At 62.8% G+C, this 22,431-nt stretch carries 19 protein-coding genes and 1 tRNA gene; 12 read left to right on the top strand and 8 right to left on the bottom strand.

Annotated elements, in window-relative coordinates; translation table 11 throughout:
• Window positions 1-12: 12 nt before the first annotated feature.
• Window positions 13-411, top strand: coding sequence for a gamma-glutamylcyclotransferase family protein (locus K408_RS0121870; protein WP_024340362.1), 399 nt, complete (start codon window positions 13-15; stop codon window positions 409-411).
• On the opposite strand, the gene K408_RS0121875 is transcribed toward K408_RS0121870, so the two are convergent.
• The gene (locus K408_RS0121875) at window positions 408-971 is read right to left on the bottom strand and encodes a chlorite dismutase family protein (RefSeq protein WP_024340361.1); all 564 of its coding nucleotides are present in this window, start codon (window positions 969-971) and stop codon (window positions 408-410) included. The two genes, K408_RS0121870 and K408_RS0121875, sit on opposite strands and share 4 nt — an antisense overlap.
• A 259-nt stretch (window positions 972-1,230) precedes the next feature.
• Between K408_RS0121875 and dnaG the strand changes: the two genes are divergently transcribed.
• Together dnaG and rpoD are read left to right on the top strand one after the other, a co-directional pair.
• On the top strand, window positions 1,231-3,234 hold the full coding sequence (dnaG, locus tag K408_RS0121880; protein WP_024340360.1) for a DNA primase: 2,004 nt from the start codon (window positions 1,231-1,233) through the stop codon (window positions 3,232-3,234).
• 372 nt (window positions 3,235-3,606) lie between these two features.
• Complete coding sequence (gene rpoD, locus K408_RS0121885; RefSeq protein WP_024340359.1) at window positions 3,607-5,745, top strand: RNA polymerase sigma factor RpoD; 2,139 nt, start codon at window positions 3,607-3,609, stop codon at window positions 5,743-5,745.
• Between the two features lie 151 nt (window positions 5,746-5,896).
• On the opposite strand, the gene K408_RS0121890 is transcribed toward rpoD, so the two are convergent.
• The 3 genes from K408_RS0121890 to K408_RS0121905 all read right to left on the bottom strand — a co-directional run bounded on the left by K408_RS0121890 (window position 5,897) and on the right by K408_RS0121905 (window position 7,746).
• Complete coding sequence (locus tag K408_RS0121890) at window positions 5,897-6,133, bottom strand: hypothetical protein (RefSeq protein WP_024340358.1); 237 nt, start codon at window positions 6,131-6,133, stop codon at window positions 5,897-5,899.
• A 526-nt stretch (window positions 6,134-6,659) separates the two neighbouring features.
• Window positions 6,660-7,004 (bottom strand): hypothetical protein, encoded by a 345-nt coding sequence (locus K408_RS0121900; protein WP_024340357.1) that lies wholly within the window; start codon window positions 7,002-7,004, stop codon window positions 6,660-6,662.
• A gap of 214 nt (window positions 7,005-7,218) precedes the next feature.
• Entirely contained in the window at window positions 7,219-7,746 is a 528-nt protein-coding gene (locus tag K408_RS0121905) for a hypothetical protein (RefSeq protein WP_024340356.1), read from the bottom strand.
• A gap of 176 nt (window positions 7,747-7,922) precedes the next feature.
• Between K408_RS0121905 and K408_RS0121910 the strand changes: the two genes are divergently transcribed.
• On the top strand, window positions 7,923-8,726 hold the full coding sequence (locus tag K408_RS0121910; protein WP_024340355.1) for a lytic murein transglycosylase: 804 nt from the start codon (window positions 7,923-7,925) through the stop codon (window positions 8,724-8,726).
• Between the two features lie 35 nt (window positions 8,727-8,761).
• On the opposite strand, the gene K408_RS0121915 is transcribed toward K408_RS0121910, so the two are convergent.
• Window positions 8,762-9,592, bottom strand: coding sequence for an SDR family NAD(P)-dependent oxidoreductase (locus K408_RS0121915; RefSeq protein WP_024340354.1), 831 nt, complete (start codon window positions 9,590-9,592; stop codon window positions 8,762-8,764).
• Window positions 9,593-9,713: 121 nt separating this feature from the next.
• Between K408_RS0121915 and K408_RS0121920 the strand changes: the two genes are divergently transcribed.
• The 4 genes from K408_RS0121920 (at window position 9,714) to K408_RS0121940 (ending at window position 13,258) form a co-directional block, all read left to right on the top strand.
• Window positions 9,714-10,088, top strand: a complete 375-nt coding sequence (locus K408_RS0121920; protein ID WP_024340353.1) for a response regulator — start codon at window positions 9,714-9,716, stop codon at window positions 10,086-10,088.
• 56 nt (window positions 10,089-10,144) lie between these two features.
• Window positions 10,145-10,756 carry a LysE family translocator gene (locus K408_RS0121925; RefSeq protein ID WP_024340352.1) on the top strand — a complete coding sequence of 204 codons (612 nt, stop codon included), beginning with the start codon at window positions 10,145-10,147 and terminating at the stop codon, window positions 10,754-10,756.
• 637 nt (window positions 10,757-11,393) lie between these two features.
• Window positions 11,394-12,605: a GGDEF domain-containing protein gene (locus tag K408_RS0121935; RefSeq protein WP_024340351.1), complete on the top strand. Its 1,212-nt coding sequence runs from the start codon at window positions 11,394-11,396 to the stop codon at window positions 12,603-12,605.
• A gap of 32 nt (window positions 12,606-12,637) precedes the next feature.
• On the top strand, window positions 12,638-13,258 hold the full coding sequence (locus tag K408_RS0121940) for a peptidoglycan recognition protein family protein (protein ID WP_024340350.1): 621 nt from the start codon (window positions 12,638-12,640) through the stop codon (window positions 13,256-13,258).
• A 234-nt stretch (window positions 13,259-13,492) separates the two neighbouring features.
• On the opposite strand, the gene rpoH is transcribed toward K408_RS0121940, so the two are convergent.
• Together rpoH and K408_RS0121950 are read right to left on the bottom strand one after the other, a co-directional pair.
• Complete coding sequence (gene rpoH / locus K408_RS0121945) at window positions 13,493-14,392, bottom strand: RNA polymerase sigma factor RpoH (protein ID WP_024340349.1); 900 nt, start codon at window positions 14,390-14,392, stop codon at window positions 13,493-13,495.
• 216 nt (window positions 14,393-14,608) lie between these two features.
• Window positions 14,609-15,727: an RluA family pseudouridine synthase gene (locus tag K408_RS0121950; protein WP_433994143.1), complete on the bottom strand. Its 1,119-nt coding sequence runs from the start codon at window positions 15,725-15,727 to the stop codon at window positions 14,609-14,611.
• Here K408_RS0121950 and K408_RS0121955 point away from each other — a divergent pair.
• The 4 genes from K408_RS0121955 to K408_RS0121970 all read left to right on the top strand — a co-directional run bounded on the left by K408_RS0121955 (window position 15,630) and on the right by K408_RS0121970 (window position 20,478).
• Window positions 15,630-15,974, top strand: a complete 345-nt coding sequence (locus tag K408_RS0121955) for a hypothetical protein (RefSeq protein ID WP_024340347.1) — start codon at window positions 15,630-15,632, stop codon at window positions 15,972-15,974. The two genes, K408_RS0121950 and K408_RS0121955, sit on opposite strands and share 98 nt — an antisense overlap.
• Before the next feature lie 57 nt (window positions 15,975-16,031).
• Window positions 16,032-16,106 (top strand) — tRNA-Glu (locus K408_RS0121960).
• 89 nt (window positions 16,107-16,195) lie between these two features.
• Window positions 16,196-19,333 (top strand): site-specific integrase, encoded by a 3,138-nt coding sequence (locus K408_RS0121965; protein WP_155248525.1) that lies wholly within the window; start codon window positions 16,196-16,198, stop codon window positions 19,331-19,333.
• Window positions 19,334-20,265: 932 nt separating this feature from the next.
• The gene (locus K408_RS0121970; protein WP_024340345.1) at window positions 20,266-20,478 is read left to right on the top strand and encodes a hypothetical protein; all 213 of its coding nucleotides are present in this window, start codon (window positions 20,266-20,268) and stop codon (window positions 20,476-20,478) included.
• Window positions 20,479-21,287: 809 nt separating this feature from the next.
• On the opposite strand, the gene K408_RS0121975 is transcribed toward K408_RS0121970, so the two are convergent.
• Window positions 21,288-21,719: a helix-turn-helix domain-containing protein gene (locus K408_RS0121975; protein ID WP_155248524.1), complete on the bottom strand. Its 432-nt coding sequence runs from the start codon at window positions 21,717-21,719 to the stop codon at window positions 21,288-21,290.
• Window positions 21,720-22,431: the final 712 nt, after the last annotated feature.

The following is a 22,431-nucleotide window of genomic DNA, read 5'->3' on the forward strand; positions in this document are numbered from 1 at the left end:
GCCAGAGAGTCCATGACTTCCGATCGCCTTTTTGTCTATGGCACGCTGATGCGCGGCTTCGACCATCCGATGGCGCGGCTGCTGGCGGGACACGCGGACTTTCTGGGAGAAGCGACCTGCCGCGGCCGGCTCGTTCTGGTCAAGCATTATCCGGGATTGCTGCTCTCTGATGCGCCGTCGGACGTCGTTCACGGCGAGCTCTTCCGCCTGCGCGTGCCGGACGAGCTGCTACGCGAGCTCGACATGTATGAAGCCTGCGGCGAGGGCTTTCCGGAGCCGACCGAATATCTGCGGCAGCTGGTCGACGTGACGCGTGCCGACGGCGCTACCGAGAGGGCCTGGACCTACGTCTACAACTGGCCCGTCACCGCTCTGCCGATCATCGAGTCCGGGCGGTTCTTGGAGCATTAGGCCGACAGCACTTCCTTCACCGCGCGCACGTCGACCTCGCGCTCGACGTAAGTCCACTCTTCCGTCCGCCGCAGCATTGCCACCAGCTCCTCGAATAGCGAGGCGTGCGCCGGGGCGAATTCGAACCAGGTCAGAAAGTCGAAAGGGCCGCCGAGGTCGCGGCAGTGATAGAGCTGCCGCGCGATCGCAGGCAGGAAGCGCATGCTGCTCGCGATATGGTGCGACTTGTCCTCGAAGATCCTGCGACGCTCTTCCTGCGTCAGTTCCCACCAGGCGGCCGATTTGCGGATCGGGATCAGCGCCGCGCTGGTCGCCTCCGGTCGGCCGAGCCCGGCCTGCACCGCCACGAGCTGCTGCTTCTCCGCGCGCTCGGTGTAGCGCAAGCTGCTGGGGACGCCGACCAGCCTCCAGGCGTTGCGCGAGGGCACCAGCGGCAATGAAACGGCCTCGCTGTCGGTCACCGACAGCGCCGGCATGAAGGGCAGGGGCTCGCCCGTCACTGATGAAATCGAGGTCACGCGCCAGCCCCCACTCTGGCCGCCTCGAAAGGTCCTGAACATGAGGGATATGGAAGCGTGGAACCGGGCGCGGTTCAAGCCTTTCCCGTCATTCCAGGGTGCCAATCCCGCCATCCTTCGGTGCCGTCGAAGAAGCGCCGCCTCAGGGGGACGGTGAGAATGATTGCCTCGGGCGCCGAAGAGAGCCCTGTGCATAGGTCGAATAACCCGGATAACCCGCCTAAACCTAGCCTTTGGCCGGGCCGCACCTATATCCCTGATCCTTCGCCCGACTCACCCGGTTTCGCGCTAGACACAGCCCATGCGCTTCACGCCCCAGTTCCTCGACGAGCTTCGTGCCCGGCTTTCGGTGTCCGAAGTCGTGGGCAAGCGCGTCAAGTTGAAGAAGGCAGGCAGAGAGTGGAGGGGGCTGTCGCCGTTCCAGCAGGAGAAGACGCCGTCCTTCTACGTCAACGACCAGAAGGGCTTTTATCACGACTTCTCCTCCGGCAAGCACGGCGACATCATAACCTTCGTGATGGAGACCGACGGCGTGCCGTTCGCGGAGGCCGTGGAGCGGCTCGCAGGCATGGCGGGCCTGCCGCTGCCGGCGGTGACACCGGATGCGGCGCGGTACGAGCAGCGGCGCAAGTCGCTGCATGACGTCTTGGATCTCGCGGCCAAGTTCTTTGCGGAGACGCTGGCCTCGCGCGTGGGCGCCAAAGCGCGCGGCTATCTCGCCGACCGCGCCATCTCGCCGGCGACGCAATTGCAGTTCCGCCTCGGCTACGCCCCGTCTGATCGCTTTGCACTGAAGGAGCATCTCGGCAAGCTCGGCATCTCCGTCGACGACATGGTCGAGACGGGATTGCTCGTCGCTGGCAACGACATCCCGGTGCCGTACGACCGCTTTCGCGATCGTGTGATGTTTCCGATCACGGATCTGCGCGGCCGCGTCATCGCCTTCGGCGGGCGCGCGCTGGAGAAGGACGTTCCGGCCAAGTATCTGAACTCGCCGGAGACGCCGCTCTTCCACAAGGGCGACAATCTCTACAACCACCAGACTGCGCGCAAAGCCACGCATGATGGCAGCCCCTTGATCGTGGTCGAAGGCTATGTCGACGTCATCGCGATGGTCACCGCGGGCTTTGCAGGCAGCGTGGCGCCGCTCGGCACCGCGCTCACCGAAAGCCAGCTGGCGCTGCTGTGGAAGATGGCTGATGAGCCGATCCTCTGCTTCGACGGCGACCGCGCCGGACAGAAGGCGGCGTACCGCGCTGCCGATCTCGCGCTGCCTTTCCTCGCACCTGGCAAGAGCCTGCGCTTTGCGCTGCTGCCGGAGGGGCAGGACCCCGACGACCTCGTTCGCTCGGGTGGGCGCGGCGCGATCGAAGAGGTGATCGCCGCGGCGCGTCCGCTCGCCGACATGATCTGGTCGCGCGAGCTCGAAGGCGGCAATTTCGCAACCCCCGAGCGGCGGGCCGCGCTGGAGGCGCGGATCAGGGAGCTCACCAACGGCATTCGCGACGAGGTGGTGCGGCGCTACTACCGCGACGAGTTCGTCGAGCGGCTCCAGCGCACCTTTGCCCCCGAAGGGGGGCGCAGCGGCTTCGGCGGGCGGGGCAATTTTCGCCAGGGTGGCGGCCGGTCCTTCCAGCCGAGGGGAGGGGCGAATCGATTCGGCGGTCAGGGATTCGGCGGAGGGCGTCGCGGCGTCTCCGGTTCCATCCCTCTGCCCTCTGGCCCCTACCAGGCGGCAAGTCCCCAGCTAGCGGCAAGCCCGATCATGCGCGGCCAGCGCAGCGCCATCTCCCGCCGGGAAGCCCTGATCCTGCAATGCCTGATCAACCACCCCTGGCTGCTGCACGAGCATCTCGAGGAGGTCGCCGCCCTGGAGCTGGCCCACCCGGAGGCCCACAAGCTCAGGGCCGGCATCATCGCCGCCTTCGCCAACGACCATCACCACTCGTCCGACCCCGGCGAGCAGGCTGAAAAGATGCGCAGCGATATCGAGAAGGGCGGATTTTCGCAGGTTCTTCAAAGGGTTGAGAATGGGATCACCACCGCGGCGGTATGGGGGGCCCGCGAGGGCGCAGCGCGGGACGACGTTCTCGCCACCTGGCATCAGCTGGTTGCCTTGCATCGGCAATGGCATTCACTACTTAGAGAGCTGAAAGACGCCGAGCTGGCCTTGGGCGAGGACCCCAGCGAGGCCAATTTGGCATGGCTGCGTGACGTGAAGGCTCGGATCAGCGAAGTCGACGGCACCGAGGCCCTGATCGAGGGTTTTGGCGAGCTGTCGGGCCGGCTCCAGAAGAGCATGTGAAAGAATCATGCGGACGGCCGCGGCCGGAACCGCTAAAAGACTCGCCAAATCTTGGGTTTGGCGGCAAAAACAGGGTTAATCGAGGCTTAACGGTCTTGTAGCACTTTGGCCCGGAGGCGGCCGCAGGCAGAACAGACGCGTCAGGAATGAATCCGCGCAATCGCTGTTGGCACTACACCTGCATCCGCCGCGTCAAAGAGGCTGACGAAGCGTTAGGCAATTCCGGCGAGAGAGAGTTGGGGGTGGCGAGAGGTTTGTGCGCCGCCCTTTCCGTGTCGAGAGCTGCCGAAGCGAGAGCGTCGAGCAACAGGTTCATGTGAATTCACGCGGACGCGGCGGGCGTCTCGCATGAAGCGCGTTTAGGAGCAATGGATGGCCACCAAGGCAAAGACGCTGCAGGCGAAGGACAAGGAAAAAGACGACAAGGCAGCGGATGCGCCGGAGAAGGACTCCCAGGACGCGCCCTCGCCCTTGCTCGACCTGTCCGACGCCGCCGTGAAGAAGATGATCAAGCAGGCCAAGAAGCGCGGCTTCGTGACCTTCGATCAGCTCAACGAAGTCTTGCCGTCCGACCAGACCTCGCCCGAACAGATCGAGGACATCATGTCGATGCTCTCGGACATGGGCATCAACGTCACCGAAGCCGACGACAGCGAAGGCGAGGAGGAGAAGGACGAGGGCGACGACGACACCGACAACGAGCTCGTCGAGGTCACCCAGAAGGCCGTCACCGAGGTCAAGAAGAGCGAGCCGGGCGAGCGCACCGACGACCCGGTGCGCATGTATCTGCGCGAGATGGGCACGGTCGAGCTGCTGTCCCGCGAAGGCGAAATCGCGATCGCCAAGCGCATCGAGGCCGGCCGCGAGGCGATGATCGCTGGGCTCTGCGAGAGCCCGCTGACCTTCCAGGCCATCATCATCTGGCGCGACGAGCTCAACGAAGGCAAGATCTTCCTCCGCGACATCATCGATCTCGAAGCGACCTATGCCGGTCCCGACGCCAAGGGCGGCATGAACACCGCGATGATCGCGGGTCCGAACGGCGAAGCCTCTGCCGATGGCGACGCGGCCCCGACCGCCGGGGCGCCTGCGCATGTCGCCCCCCCGGCTGCGCCGCCGTCGCCGACCCCGTTCCGCGCGGCGCCCGCCGGCGGCGCGGATGCAGTCGAGGAGAAGGATCCCGGCGAGGCTGCGGCCGAATCCGACATGGACGACGACGAGTTCGAGAACCAGATGTCGCTGGCCGCGATCGAGGCCGAGCTCAAGCCGAAGGTGGTCGAGATCTTCGACAGGATCGCCGACAGCTACAAGAAGCTGCGCAAGCTTCAGGAGCAGGACATCCAGAACCAGCTCGACAGCTCCTCGCATGGGCCCTCGCTGTCGCCGCCGCAGGAGCGCAAGTACCGCAAGCTCAAGGATGAGATCATCGTCGAGGTGAAGTCGCTGCGCCTCAACCAGGCCCGTATCGACAGTCTCGTCGAGCAGCTCTACGACATCAACAAGCGCCTCGTCTCGCACGAGGGCCGCCTGATGCGCCTTGCCGACAGCCACGGCGTCGCGCGCGAAGACTTCCTGCGCAACTACACCGGCTCGGAGCTCGATCCGCGCTGGCTCAACCGCGTCTCGAAGCTGTCGGCCAAGGGCTGGAAGAATTTCGTCCATCACGAGAAGGACCGCATCAAGGAGCTCCGCCACGAGGTGCATCAGCTCGCGGCGCTGACCGGCCTCGAGATCGTCGAGTTCCGCAAGATCGTGCACTCCGTGCAGAAGGGCGAGCGCGAGGCACGCCAGGCCAAGAAGGAGATGGTGGAAGCCAACCTCCGCCTGGTGATCTCGATCGCCAAGAAGTACACCAATCGCGGCCTGCAGTTCCTCGACCTGATCCAGGAAGGCAACATCGGCCTGATGAAGGCGGTCGACAAGTTCGAGTACCGCCGCGGCTACAAGTTCTCGACCTACGCCACGTGGTGGATCCGGCAGGCGATCACCCGCAGCATCGCGGACCAGGCCCGCACCATCCGCATCCCCGTGCACATGATCGAGACGATCAACAAGATCGTGCGCACGAGCCGCCAGATGCTCAACGAGATCGGCCGCGAGCCGACCCCCGAAGAGCTCGCCGAGAAGCTCGGCATGCCTCTGGAGAAGGTCCGCAAGGTTCTCAAGATCGCCAAGGAACCGCTCTCGCTGGAGACCCCCGTCGGTGACGAGGAGGATTCACATCTCGGCGATTTCATCGAGGACAAGAACGCGATCCTGCCGATCGACGCCGCGATCCAGTCCAACCTGCGCGAGACCACCACGCGCGTGCTCGCCTCGCTCACGCCGCGCGAGGAACGCGTCCTGCGCATGCGCTTCGGCATCGGCATGAACACCGACCACACGCTGGAAGAAGTCGGCCAGCAGTTCAGCGTGACGCGCGAGCGCATCCGCCAGATCGAAGCCAAGGCGCTGCGGAAGCTGAAGCATCCGTCGCGGTCGCGGAAGCTGCGGAGCTTCTTGGATAATTGATCGTAGACAGCGATCCAAAGCAAAGCGGCGGGCCTTGGCCCGCCGTTTTTGTCAGTGTCATTGCGAGCGTTGCAAACCCATCCAGATTTTTTCCGCGGAGAGACCTCAGCTTGCTTCGCTGCGCTCGCAAGGCCGTGGAGAAGCCGAGGATCTACTTCTTCTTCGTCCCCACCCGCTCGAGCCGCTTGATCTCCAGCGGCGGACGGCCGCTCTTTTCGGCGATCTCGCGGTCCTGCTCCATGATGAAGCCGCGGGCGGGTTCGTCGCCGTCGAGGCCGCCGAGCAACTCGGCGGGGACGCGGCGGTTGGAGCGCTGGGAATCGTCCTCATAGACGACGTTGAAGAAGGCGAATTCGCCTTTGGGATTGGTTCCGGGTTTCTTGGCCATGGGCGGCTTGTGGTCGATAGTCGTGCGGCAGTCAATTGACTTTGGCGACGATCGACCTTTTGCCGTGACAGAACGCTGCTGGGCTTGATTCGGCTCAGGGATGAAATCTGGCGCTGAGAAAGGGCGGAGGCTTGTTGCGATCCGCCGTGCGCGGTTCGAGAGGGCCCTCGCCTCGATAAACGGCGGGCCGAAGCCCGCCGTTATCTTGGTCTTCAGCGTCGCCCGGGGCTGGCAGGGCAACAACCTAAAATAGAAGGCTATAGGCTGACCTGTGCGATGGCAAGGCAAATCGTGGTGGCGCCGATGTCGCAGCCAGCGCATCAGATCTGCGTCAATGCGATGGAAGTGCAACTGCAGGCCCAAACGATTGTTCTGGACTGTCGAACCACTTTGTTCATCTGCCCGCGCGCGCAATGCAGGCAGGACGACGCGTCTTGTAGGAAAGCGCACCGGCCTGCACGCCTTCCCATCTGCGGGCGGGACGGTGTGCCTGCGCAGGCGATTTCGAAGATCCCGCGCGCCAATATCAATGCGTGTGCGGACGCTGCGCCACTTCCTGAACGGCGAGCCGCGATCCATGTCCGCCGCCTTTGTCGCCGTTCTCGTTGCGTCCCTGAGCCATGATCGCACTGCCCATCGCGGCCGAGCCGAACGTGATGAGGAAGGAGGCGAGCAGCAGGATGAGCGCAACGCCCGGTGCACTGTCGGCGAAGATCAGCTCGCGCAGATGTCCGGGGTTGAGCCAGAGCAGCCCGCCGACCAGCAGCGCGGCGGCGCAGGCGCCGATCGCGAGGTTGATGGCGAGCAGGCGAAACAGCGGAATGCGGAGGAGGGCGGGCCGCGGCGCTTGGGGAGGTTGATGGTTGGACATGGGTGATCGTTCTATGCTGGTCAGTGCAATGGCCGATCGCACGGCGCAAGCAAATATTACCTTGGCGCCAACTCTCTCATCCGTCGACCCGGGGCGCGATGAAGTCGCGAGCCCGGAATTCACTCATCCATCGTCTTCGCGGCCCGATCGATTGCGGGCTCGCGCGTTGCGCTCCCGGGAATGACGAGCGGAAGGCCTGCCGAAACCGCTGGTCTCACGCCGCTGGTGCCACCCGGTTGCCTGCCTCGCTCGCCTGGGCCGCCTGCTGGCGCTCCATCATGGTCTGCCAGAGCGTTGCGATGCTCTCCTGCGTTTGCGGTGCGATCAGGCAGTGGCCTTCGTTGTCGAAGCCGCAGAACCGCACCGATGCATCCTTCTTCACCTCGGTCAGCGCCTGGTTGATCATCTCGAGGCAGGTGATGACCTGGCCGACGTCCGCGAGGCGCGTGTGATGCAGGATGTCCAACAGGCGGAACGTCATCACTGCGGGACGGCCGATGTTGATGCCGGGCCGGCCGAGCTCGAACAGTACGTTCACCGCCGGAAGCACGCCGCGGATGTGCTCGAGCACGCCGGCCATGTCTTCCACGCTGCAGGCGACCAGATGCGCCGTCTGCGGCGGGGTGGCCGCCGGCGGGCGCGACGCAAGGCCGAGCGCGGCGATCACCTCTTGCTCGATCCATTGCCGCACCGGGGCTGGGGCATTGCGAATCTGCTCGGCAGTGAAGGTAATTCCGGTCATGTGTGGTTCTCCTGTTGGCCTCAGTCTAGAAAGCACGGCGTAAGACAGTTTGATGCGGATCAAGCCTTGCGCTTTCCCAGGCTTTCCCTGCGCTTCAAGCCTTGCGCTTTGACGCTCGGTTCGTTCCCGGGCATGATCCGCGCTGCTTCGCGCAAGGATTCTGGGGATTGCTCCACATGTCGAGACTGCTTCTCGCGGCCGCCTTCGTTGTTCTGGCCGGCGGGCCGGCGCAGGCCGCCCGCTGCGGCGGCGACTTCAACAGCTTCATTGCCAGCATGGCGCAGGAAGCGCAGGCAGCCGGCGTCTCGGCAGGCGTGACGAGCGCGGCGCTCAGTGGCGTGACGGTTGATCCTGCGGTGCTCGCCTTCGACCGGCGCCAGCGCTACACCTTCAACAAGACTTTCGAGCAGTATGTCTCGACCCGCGTCGGTGCCGGCCGTATCAATGGGGGCCGTGCGATGCTGCAGCGTCACGCCGCGCTGCTCTCCCGCATCGAGCAGAAGTTCGGCGTACCCCGTTACATCCTCGTCGCCATCTGGGGCCTGGAGAGCGACTTCGGCAAGGGCGACACCGGCAAGCTGCCCGTGATCCGCACGCTGGCGACGCTCGCGCATGATTGCCGCCGCACCGACCTGTTCCAGGGCGAACTGCTCGCCGCGCTCAAGATCGTGCAGCGTGGCGACCTGCAGCTGCGCGACCTCATCGGGGCCTATGCCGGTGAGATCGGCCAGACTCAGTTCCTGCCGTCGTCCTACATCAAGTATGGCGTCGATTTTGACGGCGACGGCCATGTCGACCTCCGCCACAGCATCCCCGACGTGCTCGCCTCGACCGCGAACCTGCTCCACACCAGCGGCTTCAAGATGGGTCAGCCCTACGGCGAGGGCACGCCGAATTTCGAGGCGATGCGCGAGTGGAACAGGGCGGTGGTCTATCGCAAGACGATCGGCTATTTCGCCGACCGGCTGATGGGGCAGTGACTTCACCCTCCCCTGGAGGGTGAAGCGCAACGGCCCTACGTCCCCTTAGCCATCTTCTCCAGCCGCCGCTGCAGCGGGGCCCAGTACGTTCCCGGGCGGAAGCGCTGCAGCAGGTCCATGAAGCGAGCGTCGTTGCCGATCAGGATGCGCGGCTCGTTTCTTTCGATGCCCCTGATGATGCGCAGCGCGGCATCCTTCGGCGAGGTCTTCGCCGCATTCTCGAACCGCTCGATCGACTGCGCCCGGCGGGCATTGTCGGTGACACCGATGCCGGTGCGTGCATTGCGCGCAATTGCTGTGGCGACGCCGCCGGGGTGGACCACCGACAGCTTGATCGGGCTTCCCGCCATCGCTAGCTCGTGCCGCACGCTCTCGGAAAAGCCGCGCACCGCGAACTTCGCCGCCGCATAGGCCGATTGTCCCGGTGGCGCGATCATGCCGAAGATCGAGGAGAGATTGACGATGTGCCCCTCCGCCTGTGTCTTCAGGTGAGGCAGGAAGGCGCGCGTGCCGTGCACCACGCCCCAGAAATTGATGTCGAACAGCCAGTCCATCTGAGCCTGGTCGATCTCCTCGAACGAGCCCATCAGCGCCACGCCAGCATTGTTGACGACGATGCCGAGGGCGGGATGCGCCGTGGTCGCCTCGCTCGCGAATTGTGCGATGTCGGCGGGCTCGCTGACGTCTACCCGATGCACGCTGACCTTGCGCGTCGTTCCGATCTCCGCCGCCAGCGCCTTTAATCCCGCCTCGTCGCGGTCAGCGAGCGCCAGATCGCAGCCGCGCTGCGCCAGCTCGATGGCGAGTGCCCGGCCGATCCCGCTCGCGGCTCCCGTGATTGCGGCGGCGCCGCGAATCGTCGTCATGGTTTCCCCCGTCAAGTGCCTGATAATGGAACTATGAGTTACTTTTTTTTGAAATGAAACCGAACCGCAGCCGCTCTCGATTTTTAACATGCGTTATGGAGGCATGCATTGGGAGCCGCCGATGGGACAAGCAGAGCCATTTCGCGCGACAGCGCTGATCGTTGAAGACGACGTCATGCAGCGGGAGATGCTTTGCGTCCTCCTTGAAGAGAGCGGCTACCAGGTGATCCAGTGCGAAAGCGCCGAGGCCGCCGAGCGCGTCCTCGACAAGAGCGCCGGGGCACTCTGTCTGATGCTGACCGACGTCCAGCTTGCCGGCCGCATGAACGGCGTCGAGCTCGCGCATGTCGCCAAGCACCGCAATCCGAAGCTCGACGTCGTCGTCACCTCCGGCCGCCCGCTGAAGCAGCCCTTGCCCGATGGCGCCAAGTTCTGGGCCAAGCCCTGGGCGCCGCTCGACGTCTTGCGAGAAGCCGAGATCGCTCAGCTGTCCTGACCGCAGCCTTGAGGGGGCACGCTTTCTCGCGGCCGGATGAGGTGATAAGGTCGCGCATGACCTTGTCCTTCCTGCTCACTTCGCTCATCGTCGTCGCTTCACCCGGCACCGGCGTGCTCTATACGCTGGCCGCCGCACTGACTCGCGGCTCACGGGCGAGCGTCGCCGCCGCCTTCGGCTGCACGCTCGGCATCGTGCCGCACATGGCGGCGGCGATACTCGGCCTTGCCGCGGTGCTCCACACCAGCGCGCTCGCCTTCGCCGTGCTGAAATGGTGCGGCGTCGCATATCTGCTCTACATGTCCTGGCAGGCGCTGCGCGAGACGGGAGCTCTGGCGGTTGGCGGTGAGATTCGCGAGCGATCGAGTGGCCGCGTCATCGTCACCGGAGTCCTGATCAACATACTCAATCCGAAGCTGTCGATCTTCTTCCTCGCCTTCCTGCCGCAGTTCATCGCCGCGGACGAGGCCCATGTGCTGGCGCGCATGCTGGAATTGAGCGGCGCCTTCATGGTCATGACCTTTGCGGTGTTCGTCCTCTACGGACTCTGCGCCGCCTCGGTGCGCGAGCACGTTATCTCCCGTCCCCGCGTCATGGCGTGGCTACGGCGCAGCTTCGCCGCAGGATTTGCCGCGCTCGGCGCCAAGCTCGCCCTTGCGGAGCACTAGTCCTCGTCAGAAAGGCGGCGAGGGAGCAGCATCGGCGCCAACAAGCGAGGCAATAAAAAAACGGGCCTGCTGCCCGCCATTTCAAACCCGTTCGATCCCACCCGACGCCCGGGCGGAGCGACACCCCACCCGGGCAAAGAAACAGAAGCTTCGTTACTTCTTCTTCGCCTTCTTGGCCTTTTTCGCCTTCTTCTTCGCCGCCTTCTTCGCTTTCTTAGCCATAGTATCCTCTTAGGGGTTAATGGTGGAACGCGACACGAGGGATGCTCGGCGGAGGGCCAGCCTCGCAACATCCTCGATGACAAACTCAGCAGATTCGCAGCCGGCTGCCCCGCGCTGTCATGTCTTCGTCATCGTCTTATCCACAGCTCTGATGCATTTTCGGATGATTTTGCCGCGCGAATCCGCTTCGCAACGCTTTCTCCTCGCAACCAGCTCGTCCGCGGCAAGCCTTGCTTAACGATGTCGGCCGGGTCGCCGGATTCATCAATCCAAAACCAAGGCTCGGCTTTGCACGATTGCGGTGAGACTCCATTAAGCGCGCCGCGCGCATGATCGTCCACAAGAACATGGGGGCGGGTATGTACGGGCAGTTGCCGAACGAAGAGGGCGGGACCATGCGTGTCCCGCAGTCGCCATGCTGAGCGTGCCGACACTCTGGACCGTCATTGTCATCAACTTCCTGGCGCTGGGCCTAATCTGGGCCTATGTGGCGCGCGCCTATCCCAAATTCGAGGCGGCGCGGTACTGGACGGCGGCGGCGGTGCTGGCGGCATCGGGTGCGGGAATCTCGATGCTGCGCGAGGTGATGGACCCGCGCTTTCCGCTGATCGTCGGCGGCGGTCTGATGATCTTCTCGTCCTGGCTCGCCTGCATGGGTGTGGCGCGGTTCTATCAGCGCCCGGTGTCGTGGCCGGCCGCGATCGCCAATTCGCTTCTCTGCAGCGCCAGTCTCGCCTTCTTCCTGATTGCCGTCGACAACATGCCGATGCGGGTGTTGACCTACTCGCTGGGGCAATCGACCCCGGTCGTGCTGACTCTGCCGCTGCTTCTCAGCAGGCAGAATGGCCGGGAAAATCCGGGCGCTCGTCTCGCTGCGATCGTCGGGATGCTGCTTCTGTCCATTCACCTCGTCCGCTCCGGCGCGGCGCTGCTCGGCTATGGCGGCGCCGTCACCGCGATCAACTTCAACGGTTTGCAGTCGGTGATGATCCTGCTGCTGGTGTTCCTGGCGATGGCCTGGAATTTCGCCTGTCTCCTGATGGCGATCGAGCGGCTGCGCAACGAGGTTGCCGACCTCGCGCTGCTCGACGATCTCACCGGCGTCGCCAACCGGCGGCATCTGCTGCAGCGCCTGACCGAGGAATGCGCCCGCTCCGAGCGCAGCGGCGTCCCGTTCTCGCTCCTGGTAATCGATCTCGACGGCTTCAAGGCCATCAATGACACCCACGGCCACGCTGCGGGCGACGCGTGTCTCAAGCACTTCACCCTGATGGCGCAGACGCGCCTGCGGCCCGGCGATATGCTCGCCCGCACCGGCGGCGACGAGTTCTGCGTCGTGCTGCCGTCGTCCTCCTTGCGCGAAGGCGCGCTGATCGCCCGGCGCGTGCTCGAGGCGTGCCGTCAGGATGCTGCCGGCTGCACCGGCAGCGACATTCCGATCGCGATCTCGATCGGTGTCGCGCAGTGGGATTGCAGCATCGGGGAATCCCCGGACCGCCTGATGGCCAACGCCGACCATGCTCTCTATGCCGCCAAGAAGAACGGTAAGAACGACTTCGCTGTCTATGATCCCGCCCCGCCGCCGCTTTCGCCCGAGGCGGTCGAGGCACTGCGCAAATTCGCATGAAGCCTGCTAGGCTCGGGTCATATTGGACCCGCATGATGTCTCGCCTGGCTGCGGCCGTTTTCGCTGCGCTTCTCGTCGCCCCCGCCGCCGCGGTGGAGGCCGAGCTCGCAAAGCTCGCGCGCGCCTCGGGCACGCCTGACATCCCCGGCCTTAACATCGTCTGGCTGGCGCCATGGGGCGACGTCCGTAACGCACACCCCTGGCGCAATATCATCGTGCACCAGACCGAGGGACCTGCCGGCTCGGCGCGCGGGGGCGCGCAAGCGCAGGCGAAGAATCCGACGCGGCGCGGCGTCACGGTCTGGGTCGAGACCGACGGCACGGTCTATTGGGCGGTGGCCGAAAACCACGTGCCGACCCACGGCGACGGCGCCAACCGCAACGATAACAAATACATCGACAACAAGCCGACCTATCGCCAGGTGGTGCGCGACAATTCGATCGGTGTCGAGTTCGCCGGCAACTATCCCGACGTGGCGACGGGCCCGACCGAAGCACAGGTCGCGGCGTGGAAGATCCTCGTGAAGATCCTGCGCGCGCGCTACGACATCCCGCTCGAGCGCGTCTATGCGCACAACTGGGTCGACTACAAGGACGCGCGCTATTGCGAAGGCTGCTGGCTCGCAACGCTGGCGCGGATGTGGGGGGAATAGGCCCACCGCGATTCCGGGCGCGACGACGTCGTGACCCAGGATCCATTCCTGCACCAGCTGCGGCCTGATGGATTCCGGGTTCGCACCAAGAGGCGCTCCCCGAAATGACGGGAGCGGGTCACACCGCCCGTGCGGTCCAGCCGTAGAAGCGCATCAGACAAACAAAAAAGCCGGCGCTGCCGCCGGCTTCTTCTCTCCTTCGATCCGCCAATCTCTGGTGCCGAAACACCTCGCTCAGTGCGCGGCTTCCAGCGCGGCCTGTTCCTGCCTTGCGATCGTGCCCTTGACCGCGGACTGCACCTTCTCGAAGGCGCGGACCTCGATCTGGCGGACGCGCTCGCGCGACACGCCGAACTCGGCGGCAAGGTCCTCCAGCGTCATCGGCTCGTCGGCGAGGCGGCGCGCCTCGAAGATGCGGCGTTCGCGCGGGTTGAGCACGCCCATGGCGCCATTCAGCGCATCACGGCGGTGATCATACTCCTCGTGCTCCGCCATCATGGCTTCCTGGTTGGGCGTGTTGTCGACCAGCCAGTCCTGCCATTCGCCGGCCTCGCCGTCGTCGCGGATCGGAGCGTTTAGCGACGCGTCACCACCGAGGCGGCGGTTCATGTCGATCACGTCCTGATCGGTGACGCCGAGGCGCTTTGCGATCATCTTCACCTGGTCGGGGCGGAGATCGCCCTCATCCAGCGCGTTGATCTTGCTCTTCGCCTTGCGCAGGTTGAAGAACAGCTTCTTCTGGTTCGCGGTGGTACCCATCTTCACGAGCGACCAGGAACGCAGGATGTACTCTTGAATCGACGCCTTGATCCACCACATGGCGTATGTCGCGAGACGGAAGCCCTTGTCGGGCTCGAAGCGCTTCACCGCCTGCATCAGGCCGACATTGCCTTCCGAGACGACCTCGGAGATCGGCAAGCCGTAGCCGCGATAGCCCATGGCGATCTTGGCCACGAGACGGAGGTGGCTGGTGACGAGTTGGTGCGCCGCGTCACGATCGTCATGCTCGCGCCAACGCTTGGCGAGCATGTATTCCTGCTGGGGTTCCAGCATCGGAAACTTGCGGATCTCGGCGAGGTAGCGAGAAAGGCCGGATTCTCCATTGAGGACCGGCAAAGCAGCGGTACGGGCCATAGTGCGCCCTCCAAAAGGTTCAGGCCCCCGATAGCGGCGGGCCAGGCAGACGACCGCTGTGTCAAAGCCGGTCGGGCTGCGATGTTCCGCGTTGGTCATTCAACGCAAGCGCAATATACCCTATCGGGGGTCGAAAAGGGAAGGATTGCTGACGTCACGAGGCCGTGTGGCCGCTATAACTTTTTGTAATGTAAAGTCTTTCTGAACCGTCCTGCGTCATTGCTCCGCTTGGAGGGCACGCTGAAGGAGAAGCAAATCCTCCGGCAGCGGCGCCTCCCAGTGCAGAAGTTCTCCGGTCCTGGGGTGCTCCAATACCAGGAGATAGGCGTGCAAGGCCTGCCGTCCCAGCGCGGCCAAAGCCGCCTGCGATTCGGGGCCAAGCTGGTTGGCCTTGGTCTTGAAATGCGGGCCGTAGACGGCATCCCCCATCAGCGGGTGCCCGATATGGGCGAGATGGACTCGGATCTGGTGGGTGCGCCCGGTCTCGAGCTCGCAGGCGAGGAGGCTCGCCACCGGCTTGCCGTCCCGCCCGGCAAAGCTCTCCAGGATCTCCCAATGCGTGACCGCCTCGCGGCCGCCCTGGCGCACCGCCATCTTCTCGCGCGCATGCGGATGGCGGTCGATCGGCGCGTCCACCGTGCCGCGATGCCGGTTCGGCACCCCCCAGGCAAAGGCCATGTAGCCGCGCCGCATCTCGCCGGTACGGCCGTGGTCGGCAAACTGCGCCGACAGCGAGGCATGGGCGAGGTCGTTCTTGGCCACCACCATCAGCCCCGTCGTGTCCTTGTCGAGCCGGTGCACGATGCCGGGCCGGCGCACCCCGCCGATGCCAGACAGCGAGGCGCCGCAATGGGCGATCAAAGCATTCACCAGCGTGCCGGTCTCGTGGCCGGCCGCGGGATGCACCACCAGCCCCTTGGGCTTGTTGAGGACGACGATGTCATCGTCCTCGAATACGATGTCGAGGGCGATATCCTCGCCCCTGGGCTCGGCGGGCGCCGCCTGCGGCACGTCGATTATGATCGTATCGCCCGGACTGACGTGATAAGCGGGGTCGCGGACCGCGGAGGCCTTCAGGTGGACGGCGCCCGCCAGGATCAGGGCTTTCAGCCTCGATCGCGACAGCTCGGTGAGGCGCGCCGCCAGCACGCGGTCGAGCCGGGCCGAGCCCTCATCGCCGACGACCACGACCTCCAACCTTTGCGCAGAGCCAAGATCCTTAGGGCCAAGAGTTTCCATGACGACGTCTGATACCGATGTTCCCGAGCCGACCCCCGAACAGGCCGCGCTATTCGCGCGGGTGAGGCGGATGATGCTGATCGCGGGGCTGACCACGGCGCTGGCGTTCTGCGCCGTGCTGATCGCGGTGGGCTACCGCCTTTTCAAGTCGGAGGGAAGGGCGGTGGAGGCCGGCGGCGACGTCACCGCCACCCTGCCGAAGGGCGCCAGGATCGTTTCGACCGGTGTCGCCGGCGACCGGCTCGTGGTCACGCTGGACCTCGGTGGCGTCACCGAGATCCGCACGTTCGACGCCCACACGCTGAAGCCGGCCGGAAAGCTGAAATTTGCCAATGAGCCGTAAAAGGCCCATCGGGGTCCTTGCGGCAGACAAATTTCGAGGCTATTCGGTACCCCTCACGCTCCCTTCGTCTAGCGGTTAGGACGCGGCCCTCTCAAGGCTGAAACAGGGGTTCGATTCCCCTAGGGAGCGCCAGCGGCTCTAGAAGCGCTGAGATTTCAAAAACATCACGCAAATCATGGCTTTGACTACGCTCTGGTGGTAGCACTGCGTGGTAGCTTTTGATGCGCGCGTTGATGGGACTGATTAAGGACAGGCACGGGACTTACTACGCGCAACGGAAGGTGCCCGAACGCCTTCAAGAGGCGGTCGCGCGCGTGCTCAATTCAGGACGTGGTCGCCAAGTCTTCCTAAAGAAGTCACTGGGGACCAAGGTCCTCAAGGCGGCGAATGTGGCCGCAACGCACGTCCTCGCTGACTTCGACCGGACGATTGCCGATGCTGAAGCGCTACTGAAGGAGCGTCCCGTAACTCCATCGCTGACTGTTGCGCAGATAAAGCGCATGGCAGAAGCATACTACGCAGCCAGATTGGCGAATGATGAGGAGGAGCGCCGCGAGGGCACTGGCTCCGAGCCGTTGTTTCAAAGCATCGCGAAGCAGCTCAGTGCGGCGGGTGTCGAGTATCAAACCCCATTTGCCGTAGGTGTGACCCCAGAGGCTGGCCTGTCGGACCGCGAAGTGCTGAAGCGCGTTGGCACACTCGAATACGAGCTTGCCATCGTCCCGCCCGCGTTGGCTCGCGGCGACATCAGCGTCATCCGCGAGGAGCTGGATGAACTGCTGAGTGATTTCCAACTCAACGTTGACCGCAAGAGCCAGTCGTACCGAAAGCTCGGTATGGCGGTGCTAACGGCATATGTTCGCGCCATCAGGGACATCGAGAGGCGGAATGTAGGTGAGCCGATTGAGACACCTCAATCTTTCTACGCGCTCTCTCAGCTTCCCACGGGTGAACAGGGGGGCACGCTACGTGAAGCCTTCGAGGGCTGGAAGAAAGAGCGTGAACGGCCGGAGGGCACGGTGCATGAGTACGGTCGAGCCATCGAGATGTTCATCCAACTGCACGGCGATCTGCCCATCACGGAAATCAAGCGCTCCCACGCGCGCACGTTCCGCGAAGCGTTGCAATTGGTGCCGAAGTCTCGCAAGGGGGCACTTCTGAAGGCATCACTGCGGGACCTTAGCGACTATGGTCGCTCACACCCGACAATCCAGAAGGTATCACCGGGCACCGTCAATAAGCAGTTGGGCGCGGTACAGGCTATCGCCGGATGGGGACGGCATAACGGGCTTGTGCCTGAGGACGCTCCCTGGTCTGACCCTTTCAATGAAATGCGACTAGAAGAGGAGCAGTCCCAGCGTGAACCCTTTGACGCGCGCGACTTGCAGACCATCTTCAATGCTCCCCTGTTCACCGAACACAAGCTCCCGGTGGGAGCGAAGGGAGCGGCGGGGATATGGCTTCCGTTGCTCGCACTCTTCGCCGGAGCCCGTCAGGCCGAATACGCAGGTCTCCGTGTCTCTGACATTCGGGAGGATGAGCAAACAGCCGTTCCGCTCATGTGGTTCACCCGTGATGTCAAGGCGGGGCGCAGATTGAAGACAAAATCATCGGAACGAGTGGTGCCAGTACATCCTCTGCTTATCGACATCGGCTTCCTCAACTATGTGGCAGAGCGCCGAAAGGATGGCGAGCAGGCTTGGTTGTTCCCCACTGTTGCTCCTGATCAGAAGGGAGCGTTGAGAGGCTGGGCGAAATGGTGGGGGCGGCACCTGCGCAACCATGTAGGCGTCAAGGACACCAACAAGGTCTTCCATAGCTTCCGGCACGGCTTTCAGGATGCGCTTCGCCAAGCGACACCCGACGAAGAGTTGCGGGATGCTCTAGCGGGCCGCAGTAGCGGGAAGTCTGTGAGCCGAAGGTATGGCGCAAAGGCCATGCTGGAGCGCTGGGGCGTGAAGGCTCTCAAAGCGGCAATCGACAAGATTAACTACCCCGGCCTCGACCTGTCGCGTGCGCCCTTGGCGACCCTGCGTGCAATACCAGCATCATCAAGCGCTTTCATGCTCACCAGCGATTTGGCCGAGCGCTATCCGAGGCCGCAGGCGGCCAAGGGCAAGGCGTACGCACGCCACAAGACACTGGTCGACTATGCGAACGCCGTAGGCGCATTCATCGCCGATCTGCTTGCTGCCGTCGAACGCGATCGGAGCGAGGGCTGGCTCATGTGCTCACACGACAAGGGCGACTACACCGGCCAATACGTCAAATGGCGCATGTTCGATGGTGTTAGGACGGCGTGGCTTGAGGCTGGCCTGATCGAGCATAAGCCGGGTTATCCGGGCAGGCTGGAGTTCGGCAACCCAGGTCCAAGCTCGGGCAAGCTAACCCGCTACAGGGCCACACCGAGGCTCTTGGAGATTGCTGCGGGACACGGCATTACACCGGCCAACGTCCTCGAACATTTCAAGTTCGAGTTCATGATGCCTTCCGAGCTAATCCGGCTCACTAAGCCTCCCGAGCCGACACCGAATACACCAAGGGTCGCTGAGCTACGCCGTGATGTCGCCGAACTGAACGCGTTCTTCGCCAAGCAGACCCTTACACATCCGAAACATCCGACGATTAAGCACCTTGGGTGGATACGAATATTCCACGCGTACACCAAGGGCTACCGATGGAATAAGGGCGGCCGCCTCTACTCCCAGCCTCAAGGGCCGAGCTGCTACCAGAACCTGCCAGAGACTTCGGAGGATGCGAGTAAGCCTACACGCCTGCAAATGCGTATCAATGGGGAACGTGTTGTAGAGATCGACATATCATCCTCGTACCTCACCATCTTCTACGCGCTTTGCGATCAGCAACTCGATAGCACTGAAGATGCCTACGCAGGGATCCTTGGGCCGACAGCACTCGACAGGCATGTAGCCAAGTTCTGGATCAACGCGTCGTTTGGCAACAGCAAGCTGCTTAGCAAGTGGAGCACAGAGGTAAAGCGAACCCTGGAGCTGCAACTCGCCAAAAAGGGGTTGTCAGGTTTCGATCCCAAGCTCTATCCGATGAAGTGGATCAAAGAGAAGGTGCTAGAGCGCCATCCCCTTCTGGCTCGCTGGGGCGGTGAAATCAGAGGCCGTGTGCGAGACTACGGTGACCTCATGTACATCGAGAGCGAGGCAATCATCGGCGCAATGCTGACGCTGATGCGCGATCATCAAGTACCGAGCCTACCTGTACACGACAGCCTCATCGTTCCGGTGTCGAACTTCAAAGTGGCCAAGGAAGCTCTCATCCATCACTTCCGCAAGCAAACCGGAGTAGTGCCGAGACTGGACCCTGAGGAGGACTCAGAGAACTGGTGAAGGTCCTGTGCCTGTAAGCACCTGCTAGACCATAGGAGGTTTTATATTGGTGATTGTCTAGGGAAGGTCTATCCAGCGAGACACTTGGCCATAACGTAGAACAAATGTTGCCGTCGGGCCTCTCCGCGCAGGAAGGGTTCCACCTGCCTCTACGCGGTCGATTTTGTCGCCCCTGTTGGGATCGGGCTGCAAGGCCTTGCGGTGACTCAGGAATGCCTTGGGGAGACGCTCGGGCAACGCGGTAGAGGTCGGCCAAGCGGCTATCAGCGGACTCCGTAGAGTCTTCCAGAGGCGTGATACCACAGATTTTGCGGAGGCAGTCACGCAATTTCTGGCTGTGGCATTTAACCCGTATCAAAGCGCGAGGTGGCTCCGTCGCATGCGCCTCTCAGGCCCCCGTGCACGCCCATTGGGAGCCCGAGGAACTCGTTTTGGCCCAGCCCGGGCGCGGTGAACCGACGGCCGAGCAAGTCCCCGCAGTGACACCCATAGTGTGCTCTCGAGGCACCCTGGATGCTCCGTGCCACAATTGGGTCTCATTAGGCACCATCGGCTTTTGCGATGAGTGTGCGAACCCATCCACACACACGCCCGGCCGTATTCAAGTTGGCCCCGATGATTTGCCGCTCGTGTCCGGCGCTGCTTTTCTCGCAGGGTGTCCCGCCGAGTGGGATCGCAGGCGGTCACGTCACCTGCAACATCTAATTTCTCCACGGCGCGTGCACCTCAATGACTAGGGCGGCGAATGTCCGCAAGTTAGGGCTGAACGGAAATGGCTCAGAGAGGACCGAAGGTCAGTTGTTGACCCGAAGCGGAACCTGCGACCCCTTGAGAGCTAAATGAGCGATTGAAGCGATTTTGAACATCCTTGGCAGTGAAGAGATAAGGTAGATCTGGTATTGTCGTGGTCCCATCAGCGAGGCAATACGCTCGTGTTCAAGGTGCTGGACTGGTTTAGATCGCACCCCGTTTTGATCGGCCCCGCTCTGCTGCTTACATCAATCGCGGCGATTCTCTATTTGTTTATTGACCCCATCACCGTCCTGTTTGTCGCGATCATTTTTCTTACCGCCGGTTTCGCCGCGCTTGTTGATCCAAAGACATACTTCCGTAAGGGGCCAACCGGAACACAGCAGCGTGAGTGATCACGGAAGTCCGCCCCTCAGCAACAGTCTCGGTAGTATCTTGGAGGCGTTTCGCGAGCTCCTGATAGGTCTACCTCTGTCTTATCTCTGGCGAGGCCATGGCTCGGCAATTTTTCTGGAGTTCGGGCTGCTTACACCTCGAACCCGGCGCAACGGAACACCCGGCAACCCATGCGGCGAATTTACATTGATGATCCAATGGAGTTGGCGGATTGAAAACGCTACGTCCATCGTGTGCGGGAGTTGGAGCGAGGAGCCCCTGTGGGAGCCAACGTTCGATTTACTCCGCAACAAGGTCGTTACCGAGCTATCAGTAGTCGGGCGGCTGCCCGAAATCGTCGTAGCTCTGTCAGAAGGCCTTTACGTATCGTCATTCATGACTGCTGAGGGTGATCCTCAATGGTGTCTGTTTGACCGGCGAGGCGCCGCCTTGAGGACAATGACGGTCAAGGACGGGTGCTCAAATTCGTTCGTTGACCCCTCGCCACTATTGTAGATCCAGCCGACAGAATGTCCGGTATTGGCCCTTATGAGACTCTCCACTGTATTGGGCTGTCGTCCGTGATGGCACCAGAGCGGACGTCAGAGTTGTACGGTTCACCCTGCTGCTGCCAGCTCGGTGGCGGCGGCAGCTTAAAGCCGAGGAACTTGAAATCGGGTAGCAACCGATGAGCAGAAAGGGTCCCATGGTCGTGTATGGGACCCATTCGCGCTTGTTCATCTCGGACCGTCTAAGCTGCCTCAGCTGTAATCCGAAGTGCCAGCGTCGCAGAAGTTACACTGCGAGTGCGAAGCGTCCTCCGGCCACCTTAGACCTCATCCTCGAAAAGCAATTCGCCCATCGGGCCAATTCGCTTCCTTGGATTGTCTTGCATGACCTCAATCATGCGAGAGGCGAGGCGATGCCCGCGCTCCGTGAGAAAAACGTGACGTAACCGTAGATCATTTCGCCTATCATCGACGACGGTAAGAAGGTCGAAACCAGGTTTACTTCTTATGACACGCGAAGTTAGTCGACGCAGGTGCATTGAAACAGTGACCGGTTTAATACCGCAGCGGCGCGCCAGCACAGACACGGGAAGTCCCTCCTCAGCCCAAACCGCCAAGAACGTATACGCTTGATCGGTGGTGAGGTGGTAGTAGAGCGTCTGCAGCACTTGAATTGCCGTAACGAAACGCAGAACTAAAATTCGCTGCCGAGATGATAGCTCGTGAAATTGGTCTTGAAGTTCATTGGGCACCGGGCGCTCCCTCATGTGAGGCTCGGAATGAAGCAGATCAGCGCCCGTACTAATAGATTACTCTCTGGCAGCTACTTGCGACCTTCGCCGGCACATGCGGAGGTGACCGATAGGCTTTTCCGTGCGAGATGGATGCAAATCCCGTGGCATACATTGCAGCCGTAAGCTCGGCGGCGGCAGCAGGCTTTAACCGAAGGAACTTGAAACCGCATCGTCAATGATGTTCAAAAAGGGTCCCATGGGATGATATGGGACCCATTGGCTCGCATGTTCCCCGGAGGCTTCGCACGACCGTCGCAGGCAAATAAGCTTGAACCAGCCGTACATCGCAATTTCTCCTATTTGGCGTCGATGCGGCTGAGAAGGCGGGAGACGGCAGTCGGATGCCACACGTCTCCCCGAGGAGCCCTAATGCCCCTCGTGTGAAGTTCATCAGCGATCCCGCGTACCGTGGTGATCCCAGAGCCCCTGATGTCATCCACGATGCCCTTAAGGTCGGTAGCCCTCTGCACCGCGCCGCGCTTGAGCGCCTCTACAGCCTTCGCATTGCCTACCTGCTTTCCCCGGAGCGCACGGGCACCGTTGGGATTGCCTAACTTCACGCCGCGCGCCTTGGCTGTCAATCGGCTTGCAAATTTGGCTCTGACGCAAGTTTGGTGCAGCGCCGACTATTCTGCACCGATTAGTCTGGCTTGAAGCAGATCGATTTTGC

The sequence above is a fragment of the Bradyrhizobium sp. in8p8 genome, assembly GCF_000426845.1.
Classification (GTDB): Bacteria; Pseudomonadota; Alphaproteobacteria; order Rhizobiales; family Xanthobacteraceae; genus Bradyrhizobium; species Bradyrhizobium japonicum_C.

Bases quoted from the DNA above. Each gene is read 5' to 3' on its own strand.
- K408_RS0121900 (WP_024340357.1), bottom strand. From the start codon at position 7,004: ATGTCCAACCATCAACCTCCCCAAGCGCCGCGGCCCGCCCTCCTCCGC.
- rpoD (WP_024340359.1), top strand. From the start codon at position 3,607: ATGGCCACCAAGGCAAAGACGCTGCAGGCGAAGGACAAGGAAAAAGAC.
- rpoH (WP_024340349.1), bottom strand. From the start codon at position 14,392: ATGGCCCGTACCGCTGCTTTGCCGGTCCTCAATGGAGAATCCGGCCTT.
- K408_RS0121875 (WP_024340361.1), bottom strand. From the start codon at position 971: ATGTTCAGGACCTTTCGAGGCGGCCAGAGTGGGGGCTGGCGCGTGACC.
- K408_RS0121965 (WP_155248525.1), top strand. From the start codon at position 16,196: ATGCGCGCGTTGATGGGACTGATTAAGGACAGGCACGGGACTTACTAC.
- K408_RS0121940 (WP_024340350.1), top strand. From the start codon at position 12,638: ATGATGTCTCGCCTGGCTGCGGCCGTTTTCGCTGCGCTTCTCGTCGCC.
- dnaG (WP_024340360.1), top strand. From the start codon at position 1,231: ATGCGCTTCACGCCCCAGTTCCTCGACGAGCTTCGTGCCCGGCTTTCG.
- K408_RS0121890 (WP_024340358.1), bottom strand. From the start codon at position 6,133: ATGGCCAAGAAACCCGGAACCAATCCCAAAGGCGAATTCGCCTTCTTC.
- K408_RS0121925 (WP_024340352.1), top strand. From the start codon at position 10,145: ATGACCTTGTCCTTCCTGCTCACTTCGCTCATCGTCGTCGCTTCACCC.
- K408_RS0121935 (WP_024340351.1), top strand. From the start codon at position 11,394: ATGCTGAGCGTGCCGACACTCTGGACCGTCATTGTCATCAACTTCCTG.
- K408_RS0121920 (WP_024340353.1), top strand. From the start codon at position 9,714: ATGGGACAAGCAGAGCCATTTCGCGCGACAGCGCTGATCGTTGAAGAC.
- K408_RS0121870 (WP_024340362.1), top strand. From the start codon at position 13: ATGACTTCCGATCGCCTTTTTGTCTATGGCACGCTGATGCGCGGCTTC.
- K408_RS0121910 (WP_024340355.1), top strand. From the start codon at position 7,923: ATGTCGAGACTGCTTCTCGCGGCCGCCTTCGTTGTTCTGGCCGGCGGG.
- K408_RS0121905 (WP_024340356.1), bottom strand. From the start codon at position 7,746: ATGACCGGAATTACCTTCACTGCCGAGCAGATTCGCAATGCCCCAGCC.
- K408_RS0121915 (WP_024340354.1), bottom strand. From the start codon at position 9,592: ATGACGACGATTCGCGGCGCCGCCGCAATCACGGGAGCCGCGAGCGGG.
- K408_RS0121955 (WP_024340347.1), top strand. From the start codon at position 15,630: ATGACGACGTCTGATACCGATGTTCCCGAGCCGACCCCCGAACAGGCC.